We start from the raw sequence: 13,860 nt of genomic DNA on the forward strand, positions 1-13,860 counted from the left end.
CGACGACACGAAAAGGGCCGGTACCCGCGGGTACCGGCCCTTTTTTATGCAGTTGGGCTCAAGTGCGCGAGAACGCGGTGCGCATCCAGAGCGTCGCCAGGACGATCGTCGCGATCCAGGCCACGATCATGCCGATTCCCGGGCCGTCGCCGGCCGCTCCGCTGGCGTGCGCGGACTGCTGCGACCAGATCGCCAGCAGGCCGTCGACCGAGGCGAACCAGCCGCCCGCGGCGCAGCACCACGCGACCCACCAGCGGCGCGACACAAGCGCGACCGCGCCGATGAACACGCCGACGCCGGTGGACGTCACGGCGAACAGCTGCGGAACCCCGCCCGCCTCGCCGGCCAGCGTCTCCCAGCCGGCACGGCCCTGCGCCCACGGCAGGATCTGCGCCACGAGCAGCACGAACATCAGCACCGAGATGGTGAAGCCGCGCCTGCCCAGCTCCACCGTGCGCGCGGCTCGGCGGCCCGCGTCGTCGATCTCGTCGCTCAGCCTGCGGTCGACCTCGGCCGGCGTTCCCGGTTCGCTCATCCTGCACACCCACTCACCGGGGCCGGCTGCGCCGCCGGGGCTCCGAAGCCCGGCAGTCCCAGGGTGACCCCGCTCGTCTTGGGCCGAAGACCGGCTTCGGCGTTGTCGCCCGCTCGCGTGCGGCGATGGGTCAGGAGGTCGCCGTCCGCGACCAGGTGGTGCGGCGCGCCGTAGCTGATCACCGTCTCCACGACGTCGCCCGGGCGGACCGAACGGTCGACGGCCGGGCCGGACGGCGTGAAGTGCACCAGCCGTCCGTCGCGGGCGCGCCCGCTCATCCGGTGCGTCTCCGCGTCCTTGCGCCCCTCGCCCGCGGCGACCAGCAGCTCGACCCGGCGGCCGACCAGCTTGCGGTTCTCTTCCCAGGAGATCTCGTTCTGCAGCTCGACCAGCCGGTCGTAGCGCTCCTGCACGACCTCCTTCGGCAGCTGGTCCGCCATCTCCGCGGCGGGCGTGCCGGGGCGCTTCGAGTACTGGAAGGTGAACGCGCTGGAGAACCGCGCGGCGCGGACGACGTCGAGCGTCGCCTGGAAGTCTTCCTCGGTCTCGCCGGGGAACCCGACGATGATGTCGGTGGTGATGGCGGCGTCCGGCATCTTGGCGCGCACCTCGTCGAGGATGTTCAGGAACCGCGTCGACCGGTACGACCGGCGCATCTCGCGCAGCACCCGGTCCGAACCGGACTGCAGCGGCATGTGCAGCTGGTGGCAGACGTTCGGGGTCTCGGCCATCGCGTCGATCACGTCCGAGGTGAACGCGGCCGGATGCGGCGAGGTGAACCGCACGCGCTCCAGCCCGTCGATCCCGCCGGTCGCGCGCAGCAGCTTGCCGAACGCGAGCCGGTCGCCGAACTCGACGCCGTAGGAGTTCACGTTCTGGCCCAGCAGGGTCACCTCGAGCACGCCCTCGGCGACCAGCGCCTCGACCTCGGCGAGGATCTCGCCGGGACGGCGGTCGCGCTCCTTGCCGCGCAGCGACGGCACGATGCAGAAAGTGCAGGTGTTGTTGCAGCCGACCGAAACCGACACCCAGCTCGCATAGGACGATTCGCGGCGCGCGGGCAGCGTGGACGGGAACGTCTCGAGCGATTCGAGGATCTCGACCTCGGCCTCGGCGTTGTGCCGCGCGCGCTCCAGCAGCGCCGGCAGCGAACCGATGTTGTGCGTCCCGAAGACGACGTCGACCCACGGCGCGCGCTTGACGATGTCGCCGCGGTCCTTCTGCGCGAGACACCCGCCGACGGCGATCTGCATGTCCGGATTGGCGACCTTGTCCGGGCGGAGGTGCCCGAGGGTGCCGTAGAGCTTGTTGTCCGCGTTCTCCCGCACGGCGCAGGTGTTGAACACGACCAGATCCGGCTTCGCCTGCCCGGGAGCGGGGACGTAGCCGGCTTCCTCGAGCTGCCCGGCGAGCCGTTCGGAGTCGTGCACGTTCATCTGGCAGCCGAACGTGCGGATCTGGTACGTTTTCGCGTTCATCGCGCTCCAGCCTAAACCCCGGGTCCCGCGCCGGACCCGGCACCCGGTCGGCGGACGTTATGCGACGCGGTCCGCCACGTATTCCGCTAATCGGGAAATGTGCCGTTGACCGGGAACGGAAATGCACCGGAACGGTCGTCGGCAAACAATTTTCGCTATTGTTTTCCGCGCCCGCCCGAAGATAAGATCACCGCCATTGTTCCGAATCGGACCGCCGCCGCTCTGGAGGAAATGTGCGCAAGGTTTTCGCCTGCTCCGCGGCCGCTGTCGCGAGCACGCTCGTCGTCGCCGCGCTGGCGGCCGCCCCGGTCGCCGCGGAACCGGTTCCGCAGTCGGTCACCTGGTCGGCCGACCCCGCCGACGGCCCTGGCGCGTTCAACTCGGTCCAGTGCGCCGACGGCCACTTCAAGACCGCGACCGACGCCGCGAAGGGCAAGGTGTGGGTCGCCGAGCAGCTCGCCCAGGAGGAGCGCTGCGAGGCGGTCGGCCCGGATCTCGCCGCGGGCAAGACGTTCTACCTCGGCTGGTCGTCGAAGTACCGGATCACCGACTCCACCAGCCGCTACGTGTTCCAGCTGAAATGCAGCCCGAGCACCGGCACCGCGAACCATCCGATCGTCCTCAAGATTTCCGGCGGCAAACTCCAGCTCGAGGAGTGGACGACCGACCACACCAGCGTCAAGCTGTGGAACGCGCCGGTCTCGAACGACGAGTGGCACGACATCGCGTTCCGGATCTCGACCGACCGCACCCAGGGCACCATCCAGTTCTGGTTCGACGGCAAACGCCAGACGTTCGCCGACGGGTCCACCACCTACACCGGAACCACGATCGACGGAACGCGGAACTACCTGAAGTGGGGCGTCTACCACCAGGCCGACGAGACGGCGACGCAGTGGTTCAGCAAGATCCGGATGGGCGACAGCCTGGCCGACGTCACCGGCTGACCTCTGGCACCATCGCTGCATGCGATGGAGGCTGACGGCGGCGCTGGCAGTGCTCACGGTGCTGCTGAGCGGGTGCGGGCCGAGCTTCGCGAACCTGCACCTGCGCGTCGCGGCCGGGTCGGTGGGCGGCGTCTACCACGATCTGGCCGGGCCGCTGGCGTCGGCGTGGGCGGGCGAACTCGGCATCGAGACGCCCGAGGTGCTCGCCACCCAGGGGTCGCGCGACAACCTCAACCGAGTGCTTTCCGGGGGCGCGGACGTCGCGTTCGTCGCCGCGGACCTGGCCGCGGACGCGGCGGCCGCGCACCCCGGCAAGCTCGCCGCGCTGGCCCGCATCCACGACGACTACCTGCACATCGTCGTCCGGAAGGACTCGCCCTACACGTCGGTCTCCATGCTGCGCGGCCGCCACATCGCGGTCGGCTCCCCGGAGTCGGGCGTCGAGTACATCGCCGACCGGGTGCTGCAGGTCGCCGGGCTGAAAGGCGCGGTCACGGTCAACCAGCTGAGCCTGGAGGACTCGCTCACCGCGCTGGAGAACCGCAAGGTCGACGCGATGTTCTGGTCCGGCGGGCTGCCGACGCCGCTGATCACCGAGTACAACCGCAAGGTCGGGCTGCGGCTGCTCGACATGTCCAACCTGATGCCGGGCATGCAGCGGTTCAGCCCGGTGTACGGCACCGCGACCATCCCCGGCAGCACCTACGACCAGCCCGGCCCGGTCACGACGCTCGTGGTGCCGAACTTCCTGGTCGTGCCCACCTCGATGTCCGCCGACGTCGCCGAAGCGCTCACGAAGGGCCTGTACGACGCCCGCCCGCAGCTCGCGGCGGTCAACCGGGCGGCCCTGTCGATCGACGTGCATCCGGGCATCGAGACCGGACCGCTGCCGTTGCATCCCGGCGCGCTGGCGTATTACCGCGCGGAGAAGGTCTAGCGCGCGACCGGGAAGTCCATCGCGATCCGCAACCCGCCGCCTTCCGGCAAGGACAGCTGGATCTCCCCGCCGGAATGCCGCACGATCTCGGTCACGATCGCCAGCCCCAGCCCCGATCCGGGCACGTTCTGATGCGCTGTGCTCCGCCAGAACCGGTCGACCGCCCGCTCCAGCTCGTCCTCGCGCAGTCCGGGCCCGTGGTCGCGCACCGAAACCGTCACCCGGTCCTCGGCAACGCTCGCGGCCACCTCGACGGAAGTACCGGAAGGGCTGAACTTGAGCGCGTTGTCCAGCAACGCGTCGAGCACGACCTCCAGCCCCCTCGGCGGCACGAGCACGCGCGCGCCGCCGACGTCCACCGCGCTCTCCAGCGAGACCTCGCGGGCCGCCCCGACCACCGACCAGTCGGCGACGCGATCGGCGATCACCTCGGCGAGGTCTTCGGAAACCAGCTCGCCGCCGGCGGATTCCGCGCGGGCCATGGACAGCAGCTCGTCGAGGATCTGGTTCAGCCGCTTGGCGTCCACCTGCGCCGCTTCGAGATCGGCCGCCGCGGCTTCGTCCGTGACCTGGCCATCGAGATTGCCCAGCCGGATCTTCAACGCGGTCAACGGATTGCGCAGCTGATGCGAGGCGTCGGCGACGAACGCGCGCTGCGCGGCCAGCGCTTCCGACACACTCGCCGCCATCCGGTCGAACGACCGTCCCAGCTGCCGCAGCTCCGGCGGGCCGCCGCTCTCCCCCACCGGCTCCGCTTCCCGGCCGCTGACCACGGACGCGACCAGCGCGCCGGTCGCCTCGTCCAGCCGCCGCACCGGGCGCAGCGTCCAGCGCACCACCGGCAGCGCGACGAGCAGCGCGAGCCCGAACGCGACCAGCGCGCACGCGGCCAGCAGCAGCCACTGCCACAGCAACTGGGTGCGGACGTGATCGGTCGCGGACTCCGTCACCACCGCGCCGCGCACCTCGCCGTCGATGAGGATCGGCTCGGCCAGCACCAGCGGTTTGCTCGCCCACGGCATCAGCAACGGACCGGCCTCAGGCGGACGGGCGGCGAGCGCCTCGTTCACCGGCACCCGGATCGCGGTCCGGTCGACGGCTCCGCCCACCGAGCTCAGCACCGGCTCGCCGTCCTGGTTCACCACGACCACTTTCACGCCGTACACCTCGGTGTACCGGCGCAGTTTGGGTTCCAGCAGCCCGAGCTCGTTGTCGAGCAGCGGACGCTGGGCGAGCGAGGCGAACCGCGAGGTGTCGGTGAGCCGGTCGAGGAAAAGCTTCTGCTGGAGGCTGCTCGCGATGCTGAGCGCGAGCGGGATGCCGAGCCCGAACACGAGCAGGGCGACGAGCGTGACGACGATGCCCTGCAGCCGGACGCGCACCGGTCAGTCCCGTCCGTTGCCCAGCCGGTAGCCGACGCCGCGCACCGTCTCGATCAGCGCCGGACGGCCGAGTTTGGTGCGCAGGGTGGCGACATGGACGTCCAGCGAACGGCTCTCGGCCGCGCCGCGGTGCCCCCACACCTCGTTCAGCACCTGTTCGCGCGAGCACACCGCGCCGCCCGCCGCCGCGACCAGCGCGAGCACCTGGAACTCCTTGCGGGACAACGCGATCGGCTCGCCCGCCACCAGCACCTCGTACCGGGCGAGGTCGATCCGGACGTCGCCGACCTCCACCACCGGCACGGACGGCGCGGGCCGTTCGACCCGCCGCCGGCGCACCGCTTCGACACGCGCGAGCAGTTCCTCCACGTCGTACGGCTTGACCAGGTAGTCGTCGGCTCCGGCGCGCAGGCCGTGCACGCGGTCGTTCACCTCGCCGCGCGCGGACACGACGATCACCGCGACGTCGCTGACCGCGCGGATCTGCCGGCACAGCACCACGCCGTCGACGTCGGGAAGCCCCAGGTCGAGCAGGATCACGTCGACGTCGTGGACCCGGTCGAGCACCCCGGCCCCGGACGGCAGCCGCTGCATGGTGAGCCCGCGGCGGACCAGCGCGGGCACGAGCGCCCCGGCGACCCGGTCGTCGTCTTCCACCAGCAGCACGCGCACGCTTGCTCCTCCCCGGTGATCCAGACCACGGTAGCCGGACTCTAGGGCGCCACGCCCCGCGGACACGGTGCGTGGCGGCCGCCACAGTCCGGACTAGGCTGAACGCCGCCACGACGGCCGCATCCGATACGTAGTTGAAACCCTAAGTATTGCTCAAGCCGTCTTTACAAGAGATGTCCCGGTAGTAGGTTTCCGCAAGCGTTGCGGAACCCCGGTTCCGCGGACGCCGACGACCAACGGAGCTCTGGAGGCCACGATGACCACCGAGGTGGCGACGCCGATGATCAAGGCGGCCGCCGTGAACAAGTACTTCGGCGAGCTGCACGTGCTGCGCGAGATCACGCTCGAGGTGCCGCGCGGCCAGGTCGTCGTCGTGCTCGGGCCGTCCGGGTCGGGCAAGTCGACGCTGTGCCGCGCGATCAACCGGCTCGAGCCGATCAACTCCGGCGAGATCGCCGTCGACGGCGTGCCGCTGCCCGAGGAGGGCAAGGCGCTCGCCTCGCTGCGCGCCGACGTCGGGATGGTCTTCCAGCAGTTCAACCTGTTCGCGCACAAGACGATCCTCGAGAACGTCATGCTCGCGCCGGTGAAGGTGCGCAAGACCGCGCAGGCCGAGGCCCGCAAGACCGCGATGGAACTGCTCGAGCGCGTCGGCATCGCGAACCAGGCCGACAAGTACCCCGCCCAGCTGTCCGGCGGCCAGCAGCAGCGCGTCGCGATCGCCCGCGCGCTCGCGATGAAGCCCAAGGTGATGCTGTTCGACGAGCCGACCTCGGCGCTGGACCCGGAAATGGTCCAGGAGGTGCTGGACGTGATGACCGGCCTGGCGAAGGACGGCATGACCATGCTCGTGGTCACCCACGAGATGGGCTTCGCCCGCCGCGCCGCCGACCGGGTCATCTTCATGGCCGACGGCGAGATCGTCGAGGACACGACGCCGGAGGAGTTCTTCACCAAGCCGAAGTCCGACCGCGCGAAGGACTTCCTCGGCAAGATCCTGACCCACTGACCCGTTCGGGGGAATCCCCCGGCGCCCCGCGTCCGGGATGGCTGTAATCGGCCGTACCCGGACCGGTCCCGACGTTCCCGGACAGATGTTTCCCGGACAGATATTGGAGAGACTGACATGAGGATCCGCACCCTCGCGGCCGCTCTGCTCGCCGGCGGGCTGCTGCTCACGGCCTGCGGCAAGGAAGGCACCCCGGCCGGCCCCGGCGGGGACAACAACGCGAGCGCCGCGCCGCTGCCCACCTACGAGGTGGCCAAGGACGTCAAGCTCGACGGCTCGCCGACCTTCACGAAGATCAAGAACGCGGGCACGATCACGATCGGCGTCAAGGACGACCAGCCCGAGCTGGGCCAGAAGGACCCGAAGACCGGCAAGTTCCAGGGCTTCGACATCGAGATCGCCCGGATGGTCGCGGCGGGCCTCGGCTTCAGCGAGGACAAGATCAAGTACACGACGGTCGACTCGGGCGCCCGCGAGCAGGCCATCTCCAACGGCCAGGTCGACCTCTACGTCGGCACCTACACCATCAGCGACAAGCGCAAGAAGCTCGTGTCGTTCGCCGGCCCGTACTTCCAGGCCGGGCAGGACCTGCTGGTGCGCAAGGACGACAACTCGATCACCGGCCCGGAGACGCTGAAGGGCAAGAAGGTCTGCTCGGTCACCGGGTCGACCCCGATCCAGCGCGTGCGCGAGCAGAAGCTGACCGACCAGATCGTCGAGTTCCAGAAGTACTCGCAGTGCGTCGAGAAGCTGCAGACGAAGGACGTCGACGCGGTCACCACCGACGACGCGATCCTCAAGGGCTACGCGGCACAGGACCCGGACACCTTCAAGGTCGTCGGCAAGCCGTTCTCGAAGGAGCCCTACGGCATCGGCCTGAACAAGGACGACAAGGTGCTGCGCGACAAGATCGACGACCTGCTGCAGGCCGCCGAGACCAACGGCACCTGGAAGAAGATCTACGACGCGACCCTCGGCAAGTCCGGCGCGCCCGCGACGCCGCCTGCCATCGAGCGGTACTGATCTGACCCGGCGGCCGGTGGGCGAAGCTTTCGCCCACCGGCCGCGGTACACCCACTATCGGCACACGGACGCGGGGAAGGCTCCATGGACGTCCTGCTCGACAATCTGGACCTCTTCGGTCCGTTCTTTCTCACCACGATCGAACTGTTCCTGATCGCGGGGGCGTGCAGCCTGGTGCTGGGCACGATCCTCGCGATGCTGCGGGTGAGCCCGGTCCCGGTGCTGCGCGCGATCGGCACGACCTACGTCACCGTCCTGCGCAACACGCCGCTGACGCTGGTGTTCGCGTTCCTCGTGTTCGCCTACCCGCTGCTCGACATCGTCAAGATCGACTACTTCCCGACCGCCGCGGTGGCGCTGACGATCTACACGTCGGCGTTCATCTGCGAGGTCGTGCGCTCGGGCATCAACACGGTGCCGATCGGCCAGGCCGAGGCGGGCCGGGCGCTGGGCCTGTCGTCCGGGCAGATCCTGGGCGGCATCGTCCTCCCGCAGGCGCTGCGGTCGGTCGTCCCGCCGCTCGTCAGCATGCTCATCGCGCTGCTGAAGAACACGACGATCGCCAGCGGGTTCTCGGTCGCCGAGGCCGGCGCGATCCGGCAGTACGTGTCCGAGCGCGGCGACAACCAGATGATCGCGCTGCTGTGGGTGGCACTCGGCTTCATCATCCTCGTGTCGGTGCTGTCGCTGGTGCAGCGCAGCCTGGAGAAGCGCTGGAGCGTGGCCCGATGAGCACGGTTCTTTTCGACACCCCGGGCCCGAAAGCGCGGGTGCGGCACCGGATCTACGCGGTGCTGGGCATCGTCGTGGTGGCGGCGCTGATCGCGTTCATCGTCTACCGCTTCGTCGACAGCGGCCAGTTCGCCGGACGCAAATGGGAGTGGCTGCAGTACTCCCAGGTGCAGAGCGACCTCGCGAACGCCGTGCTGGCGACCGTGAAGGCCTTCGCACTGGGCGCGGTGCTGGCCATCGTGTTCGGCGCGGTCTTCGCCGCCGGACGGCTGTCCGATCACGCGTGGGTGCGCGGGATCTGCACGTTCGTCGTGGAGTTCTTCCGCGCGATCCCGCTGCTGATCCTGATGTTCCTGTTCTACTACGGCCTCCCGACCCTCGGCGTGGACACGTCGCCGCTGTTCGCGGTGGTGCTCGGCCTGACGCTGTACAACGGCTCGGTGCTGGCGGAGGTCTTCCGCGCGGGCATCCTGTCCCTGCCGAAGGGCCAGAGCGAAGCCGCGTACGCGCTCGGCATGCGCAAGACCCAGGTGATGTTCACGGTCCTGCTGCCGCAGGCGCTGCGCGCGATGCTGCCGACGATCATCAGCCAGCTGGTCGTGCTGCTCAAGGACACCGCGCTCGGCTTCCTCGTGACGTACCCGGAGCTGCTGTACTACGCCCGCTACATCGGCAGCCAGGGCGCCTTCGGCCGCCCGATCGTCCCGTCGACCCTCGTGGCCGCCGCGATCTACATCGCGATGTGCCTGCTGCTGACCGCGCTCGCGACGTACCTGGAGCGGCGCAACCGGCGCAGCAAGAAGCACATCGACACGGACGCCGGCATCGAGCAGGCGGGGCTCACCGCTGCCGCGGGCAGCAACGTGATCGGTGGCGCTGGACCTGGCTGACGGTTCGTTCCGTCTCTCTTGAAACCCCTGGCGCTGCTTTCCCCGCGGCGCCGGGGGTTTCTTGTTTCAGCCGTGCGCTGTCGGGTGCCGCGGCTGATACAGGGGCAGCACGCTGCCGCTGGGGAGGCGGATCGATGCTCGCGTGCCCCAGGATGCTGTGGTCGCCTCGCTCTCCACTTCGGCTCCCTTCGCGGTTAGCTGCCGGACTGTTTCGGCTAGGTCGTCGCACATCAGGTAGAACTCTTGCTGCGGCGCTCCTTCGGTTGGATGCACGGCTAGTTCTGTTGGGGGCAAACGGAAGATGAGCCAGCCTTCGCCTGCGTCTACGTTTCCTAGGTCCAGTACGTCCCTGAGGAACTCTCGGTCTGCTGCTGCGTCTTTGCTGTAGAGGATGACGTGAGCGCCGGTGATCATGGTTCTTGTCCTTCCGGGAAGTCCTTTGACCGCAACGGAAATCGGCCCCGCCGTGGTCGAGCCGATCGAGTGATGCCGTCCGGTCGCGGGTGGTGCTAACGTTGATTTTGTTGAAGTAAGTACATCGCATGTGATGTGAGCCCGCGAGCGTTCTCGTGGCGGCCGTCGCGATTCCCTTTCTCTCCCAATGCGTTGGCCAGCGCATTGGTCGGTGCGATCTTGCCTGCGCGCGGTGAGTTCACGCTGTCTGGGGATCGCGACGTTCCGCTCGGGAGCCAGCCGCCGGGGACAGGCCGCTGGGACCGCCCCGGTGATCCGCCATCACGACCAGACTCATCAGCCGCCAGGAGGACTGCCTATTGCCGACCCACAACTGAATACGCCCGTAGCGCATGCGCGTATTGGACCGCGCCTGCGAGGGCATCGGCCTGCGGTCTCCGAACGGGCAAGGCCACTGTCGGCACTGTGTATGGCCGCCGCCTGCGGGAGAGCAAGGCTGCTGTCGGCGACGTTGCAGGGCCGCCGCCTGCGAACGAGCACGCCCAGTGTCGCCAACAGCGCCCGTTCACCGCTTGTGAGACGCAAACGCGCCGTCGCCAACATGGCAAGCCCGCCGCCCGAGGGAGAGCAAGGCCACTGTCGGCACTGCGTATGCCCGCCGTTCGCGGGAGAGCAAGGCTGCTGTCGGCAACGTTGCAGGCCCACCGCTCGCGAGAGAGCATGCTCGCTGTCGCCAACAGCGCCCGCTCGCCGCTGCGAGAAGCACGCCCCCTGTCGGCAACGTTGCAAGCCCGCCTCTCGCGAGAGAGCACGCCGCTGTCGCCAACAGCGCCCGCTCACCACCCGCGAGAGAGCACGCCGCTGTCGCCGCGTGTGCCCGCTCGCCGCACGCGCCCGCTCGACGCCTGCGAACGAGCAAGCCTGCCGTCGGCAACTGCATACGCCCACGGTCGACGAGGGCACGGAGCCGCCGTCCGCAATAAGGCAAGGCCGCTGCCGTGCCCAAGCAAGCCGCCTCCCGCGGACAAGCAGACCCGCGCGGACGACAAACCCGCCGCCCGCGAGAGCAGCCCTGCCTCCCGCGAACAGGACAAGCCTGCAGCCGTCACGCCACCAGGCCCGCGCCCGCGAACCCGGCCACCGCGGCAGCGGACGTCACCGATTGCGGCGGAACAGCTTGTCCCCCAGCCAGACAATCGGGTCGTACTTGCGGTCGGCGACGCGTTCCTTCATCGGGATCAGCGCGTTGTCGGTGATGTGGATGCCTTCCGGGCACACCTCGGTGCAGCATTTGGTGATGTTGCAGAACCCGAGCCCGTGCTCGTCCTGTGCGGCGTCGCGGCGGTCGGCGACGTCCAGCGGATGCATCTCCAGTTCGGCGATCCGCATGAGGTAGCGCGGCCCGGCGAAGCTCTCCTTGTTCTCCTCGTGGTCGCGCACGACGTGGCAGGTGTTCTGGCACAGGTAGCACTCGATGCACTTGCGGAATTCCTGCGAGCGCTCGACGTCCACCTGCTGCATCCGGTACTCGCCGGGCTTGAGCCCCTCCGGCGGGGTGAAGGACGGGATCTCGCGCGCCTTCGTGTAGTTGAACGACACGTCGGTCACGAGGTCGCGGATCACCGGGAAGGTGCGCATCGGCGTGACCGTCACGATCTCGGCCTCGGTGAACGTCGACATGCGCGTCATGCACATCAGCCGCGGCCTGCCGTTGATCTCCGCCGAGCAGGAGCCGCATTTGCCCGCCTTGCAGTTCCAGCGCACCGCGAGGTCGGCGGCCTGGGTCGCCTGCAGACGGTGGATGATGTCGAGCACGACCTCGCCCTCGTTCACCTCCACGGTGAAGTCCTGCAGGTCGCCGCCGGTCGCGTCGCCTCGCCACACGCGGAACTTCGCCTGGTAGCTCACGCGGTCCTCCCGGGGTGGGTCTCCAGCTCGCCGTCGGTGAAGTACTTGCCCAGCTCGTCGAGTTCGAACAGTTCGAGCAAGTCCGGCCGCATCGGCACCTGTTCCTCCACGGACACGTCGACGTCCGGCACGAGCGGGTTGTCGCCCGGGCGCGCGGAGCAGACGAGCAGCCGGTGCCGCCATTCCGCGTCCATGGACGGATAGTCGTCGCGGGTGTGGCCGCCGCGGCTTTCGGTGCGGGTCAGCGCCGCGCGGGCGACGCATTCGCTCACCAGCAGCATGTTCCGCAGGTCGAGCGCGAGGTGCCAGCCGGGGTTGAACTGCCGGTGGCCCTCCACCGTCACCTGACCGACCCGGCTGCGGATGTCGGCGAGCTTGTCCAGCGCCTGCCGGATTTCCCCAGCCTTGCGGATGATGCCGACGAGATCGTTCATCGACTGCTGCAGCTCAGTGTGCAGCGTGTACGGATTCTCCGGCGCGCCGTCCGCGGGCGGGTTGAACGGTTCGAGCGCCATCGCGGCCGCGGCGTCCACATCGGACTGCGAGACCGCGGGCCGATCCTTGAGTCCGTCCACATAGGACGCCGCGCCCAGTCCGGCCCGCCGGCCGAACACGAGCAGGTCGGACAGCGAGTTGCCGCCGAGTCGGTTCGACCCGTGCATGCCGCCGGAGCACTCCCCCGCCGCGAACAGGCCGGGGACGCTCGCCGCACCGGTGTCCGGGTCGACCTCCACACCGCCCATCACGTAGTGGCAGGTGGGGCCGACCTCCATGGCCTCCTTGGTGATGTCGACGTCGGCGAGTTCCTTGAACTGGTGGTACATCGAGGGCAGCCGCCGCTGGATCTCCTCGGCGGGCAACCGGCTCGCGATGTCGAGGAACACGCCGCCGTGCGGGGATCCGCGCCCCTCCTTGACCTCGGAGTTGATCGCCCGCGCCACCTCGTCGCGCGGCAGCAGGTCCGGCGTGCGGCGGTTGCTCTCCTGGTCGGTGTACCAGCGGTCGGCCTCGTCCTCGCTGTCCGCGTACTGGCCCTTGAACACCTCGGGCACGTACTCGAACATGAACCGCTTGTCCTCGGAGTTCTTGAGCACCCCGCCGTCGCCGCGCACGCCCTCGGTGACGAGGATGCCCTTGACGCTCGGCGGCCAGACCATCCCGGTCGGGTGAAACTGCACGAACTCCATGTTGATCAGCTTCGCGCCGGCGCGCAGCGCCAGCGCGTGCCCGTCGCCGGTGTACTCCCACGAATTCGACGTCACCTTGAACGATTTGCCGATGCCGCCCGTCGCGAGCACCACCGCGGGCGCCTCGAACAGCACGAACCGGCCGCTCTCGCGCCAGTAGCCGAACGCACCGGCGATCGCGCCGTTGTCCAGCAGCAGTTCGGTGACCGTGCATTCGGCGAAGACCTTGATCCGCGCCTCGTAGTCGCCGTACTTCTTGAAGTCTTCCTGTTGCAGCGAAACGATCTTCTGCTGCATAGTGCGAATCAGCTCAAGCCCGGTCCGGTCGCCGACGTGCGCGAGCCGCGGATACGTGTGCCCGCCGAAGTTGCGCTGGCTGATCCGCCCGTCCGCGGTGCGGTCGAACAGCGCGCCGTACGTCTCGAGTTCCCAGACGCGGTCCGGCGCTTCCCGGGCGTGCAGTTCGGCCATCCGCCAGTTGTTGAGGAATTTCCCGCCGCGCATGGTGTCGCGGAAGTGCACCTGCCAGTTGTCGTTCGAGTTCGCGTTGCCCATCGACGCCGCGCAGCCGCCCTCGGCCATCACCGTGTGCGCCTTGCCGAAAAGGGATTTGCACACCACCGCGACGCTGAAACCGCGTTCGCGCGCTTCGATCACCGCGCGCAGACCGGCGCCGCCGGCACCGATCACCACCACGTCGTAGCTGTGCCGTTCGACCTCGGTCATGGAATAAGCCACCTCACGAG

At 69.0% G+C, this 13,860-nt stretch carries 13 protein-coding genes; 6 read left to right on the plus strand and 7 right to left on the minus strand.

Going from position 1 to position 13,860, the window contains the following annotated elements; all coding sequences use genetic code 11:
- Window positions 1-58 precede the first annotated feature (58 nt).
- Both WA670_RS25920 and miaB read right to left on the minus strand, forming a co-directional pair.
- Window positions 59-535 (minus strand): Rv2732c family membrane protein, encoded by a 477-nt coding sequence (locus WA670_RS25920; RefSeq protein WP_037809765.1) that lies wholly within the window; start codon window positions 533-535, stop codon window positions 59-61.
- Complete coding sequence (gene miaB / locus WA670_RS25925) at window positions 532-2,013, minus strand: tRNA (N6-isopentenyl adenosine(37)-C2)-methylthiotransferase MiaB (protein WP_037809763.1); 1,482 nt, start codon at window positions 2,011-2,013, stop codon at window positions 532-534. Before miaB ends, WA670_RS25920 begins: the two co-directional genes overlap by 4 nt.
- A gap of 233 nt (window positions 2,014-2,246) precedes the next feature.
- Here miaB and WA670_RS25930 point away from each other — a divergent pair, with 233 nt between their 5' ends.
- Complete coding sequence (locus tag WA670_RS25930; protein ID WP_336159125.1) at window positions 2,247-2,960, plus strand: heparin lyase I family protein; 714 nt, start codon at window positions 2,247-2,249, stop codon at window positions 2,958-2,960.
- Window positions 2,961-2,979: 19 nt separating this feature from the next.
- Window positions 2,980-3,897, plus strand: a complete 918-nt coding sequence (locus tag WA670_RS25935; RefSeq protein WP_238607612.1) for a TAXI family TRAP transporter solute-binding subunit — start codon at window positions 2,980-2,982, stop codon at window positions 3,895-3,897.
- On the opposite strand, the gene WA670_RS25940 is transcribed toward WA670_RS25935, so the two are convergent.
- Together WA670_RS25940 and WA670_RS25945 are read right to left on the minus strand one after the other, a co-directional pair.
- A complete protein-coding gene (locus WA670_RS25940; protein ID WP_037809757.1) occupies window positions 3,894-5,279 on the minus strand; it encodes a HAMP domain-containing sensor histidine kinase in 1,386 nt (461 codons plus the stop codon). The genes WA670_RS25935 and WA670_RS25940 overlap by 4 nt on opposite strands.
- Before the next feature lie 3 nt (window positions 5,280-5,282).
- The gene (locus WA670_RS25945; protein WP_037809755.1) at window positions 5,283-5,951 is read right to left on the minus strand and encodes a response regulator transcription factor; all 669 of its coding nucleotides are present in this window, start codon (window positions 5,949-5,951) and stop codon (window positions 5,283-5,285) included.
- 280 nt (window positions 5,952-6,231) lie between these two features.
- Here WA670_RS25945 and WA670_RS25950 point away from each other — a divergent pair, with 280 nt between their 5' ends.
- The 4 genes from WA670_RS25950 (at window position 6,232) to WA670_RS25965 (ending at window position 9,605) form a co-directional block, all read left to right on the plus strand.
- Window positions 6,232-6,960, plus strand: a complete 729-nt coding sequence (locus tag WA670_RS25950) for an amino acid ABC transporter ATP-binding protein (RefSeq protein ID WP_199817444.1) — start codon at window positions 6,232-6,234, stop codon at window positions 6,958-6,960.
- Between the two features lie 117 nt (window positions 6,961-7,077).
- Window positions 7,078-7,983 (plus strand): glutamate ABC transporter substrate-binding protein, encoded by a 906-nt coding sequence (locus tag WA670_RS25955; protein WP_037809752.1) that lies wholly within the window; start codon window positions 7,078-7,080, stop codon window positions 7,981-7,983.
- 84 nt (window positions 7,984-8,067) lie between these two features.
- The gene (locus WA670_RS25960; RefSeq protein ID WP_037809751.1) at window positions 8,068-8,715 is read left to right on the plus strand and encodes an amino acid ABC transporter permease; all 648 of its coding nucleotides are present in this window, start codon (window positions 8,068-8,070) and stop codon (window positions 8,713-8,715) included.
- Window positions 8,712-9,605, plus strand: coding sequence for an amino acid ABC transporter permease (locus WA670_RS25965; protein ID WP_134730264.1), 894 nt, complete (start codon window positions 8,712-8,714; stop codon window positions 9,603-9,605). Before WA670_RS25960 ends, WA670_RS25965 begins: the two co-directional genes overlap by 4 nt.
- Window positions 9,606-9,671: 66 nt before the next feature.
- Here WA670_RS25965 and WA670_RS25970 read toward each other — a convergent pair whose 3' ends face one another.
- The 3 genes from WA670_RS25970 to WA670_RS25980 form a co-directional block, all read right to left on the minus strand.
- A complete protein-coding gene (locus tag WA670_RS25970) occupies window positions 9,672-10,019 on the minus strand; it encodes a VOC family protein (protein WP_336159128.1) in 348 nt (115 codons plus the stop codon).
- 1,155 nt (window positions 10,020-11,174) lie between these two features.
- Window positions 11,175-11,927: a succinate dehydrogenase/fumarate reductase iron-sulfur subunit gene (locus tag WA670_RS25975; protein ID WP_037809745.1), complete on the minus strand. Its 753-nt coding sequence runs from the start codon at window positions 11,925-11,927 to the stop codon at window positions 11,175-11,177.
- Entirely contained in the window at window positions 11,924-13,840 is a 1,917-nt protein-coding gene (locus WA670_RS25980) for a fumarate reductase/succinate dehydrogenase flavoprotein subunit (protein ID WP_336159129.1), read from the minus strand. Before WA670_RS25980 ends, WA670_RS25975 begins: the two co-directional genes overlap by 4 nt.
- Window positions 13,841-13,860: the final 20 nt, after the last annotated feature.

It is taken from the genome of Amycolatopsis sp. VC5-11, from assembly GCF_037034185.1.
Taxonomy (GTDB): domain Bacteria; phylum Actinomycetota; class Actinomycetes; order Mycobacteriales; family Pseudonocardiaceae; genus Amycolatopsis; species Amycolatopsis nivea.

What these genes read in the sequence shown, in the direction of transcription:
- WA670_RS25970 (WP_336159128.1), bottom strand. Translation starts at nt 10,019, where the DNA reads ATGATCACCGGCGCTCACGTCATCCTCTACAGCAAAGACGCAGCAGCA.
- WA670_RS25980 (WP_336159129.1), bottom strand. Translation starts at nt 13,840, where the DNA reads ATGACCGAGGTCGAACGGCACAGCTACGACGTGGTGGTGATCGGTGCC.
- WA670_RS25955 (WP_037809752.1), top strand. Translation starts at nt 7,078, where the DNA reads ATGAGGATCCGCACCCTCGCGGCCGCTCTGCTCGCCGGCGGGCTGCTG.
- miaB (WP_037809763.1), bottom strand. Translation starts at nt 2,013, where the DNA reads ATGAACGCGAAAACGTACCAGATCCGCACGTTCGGCTGCCAGATGAAC.
- WA670_RS25960 (WP_037809751.1), top strand. Translation starts at nt 8,068, where the DNA reads ATGGACGTCCTGCTCGACAATCTGGACCTCTTCGGTCCGTTCTTTCTC.
- WA670_RS25950 (WP_199817444.1), top strand. Translation starts at nt 6,232, where the DNA reads ATGATCAAGGCGGCCGCCGTGAACAAGTACTTCGGCGAGCTGCACGTG.
- WA670_RS25920 (WP_037809765.1), bottom strand. Translation starts at nt 535, where the DNA reads ATGAGCGAACCGGGAACGCCGGCCGAGGTCGACCGCAGGCTGAGCGAC.
- WA670_RS25935 (WP_238607612.1), top strand. Translation starts at nt 2,980, where the DNA reads ATGCGATGGAGGCTGACGGCGGCGCTGGCAGTGCTCACGGTGCTGCTG.
- WA670_RS25965 (WP_134730264.1), top strand. Translation starts at nt 8,712, where the DNA reads ATGAGCACGGTTCTTTTCGACACCCCGGGCCCGAAAGCGCGGGTGCGG.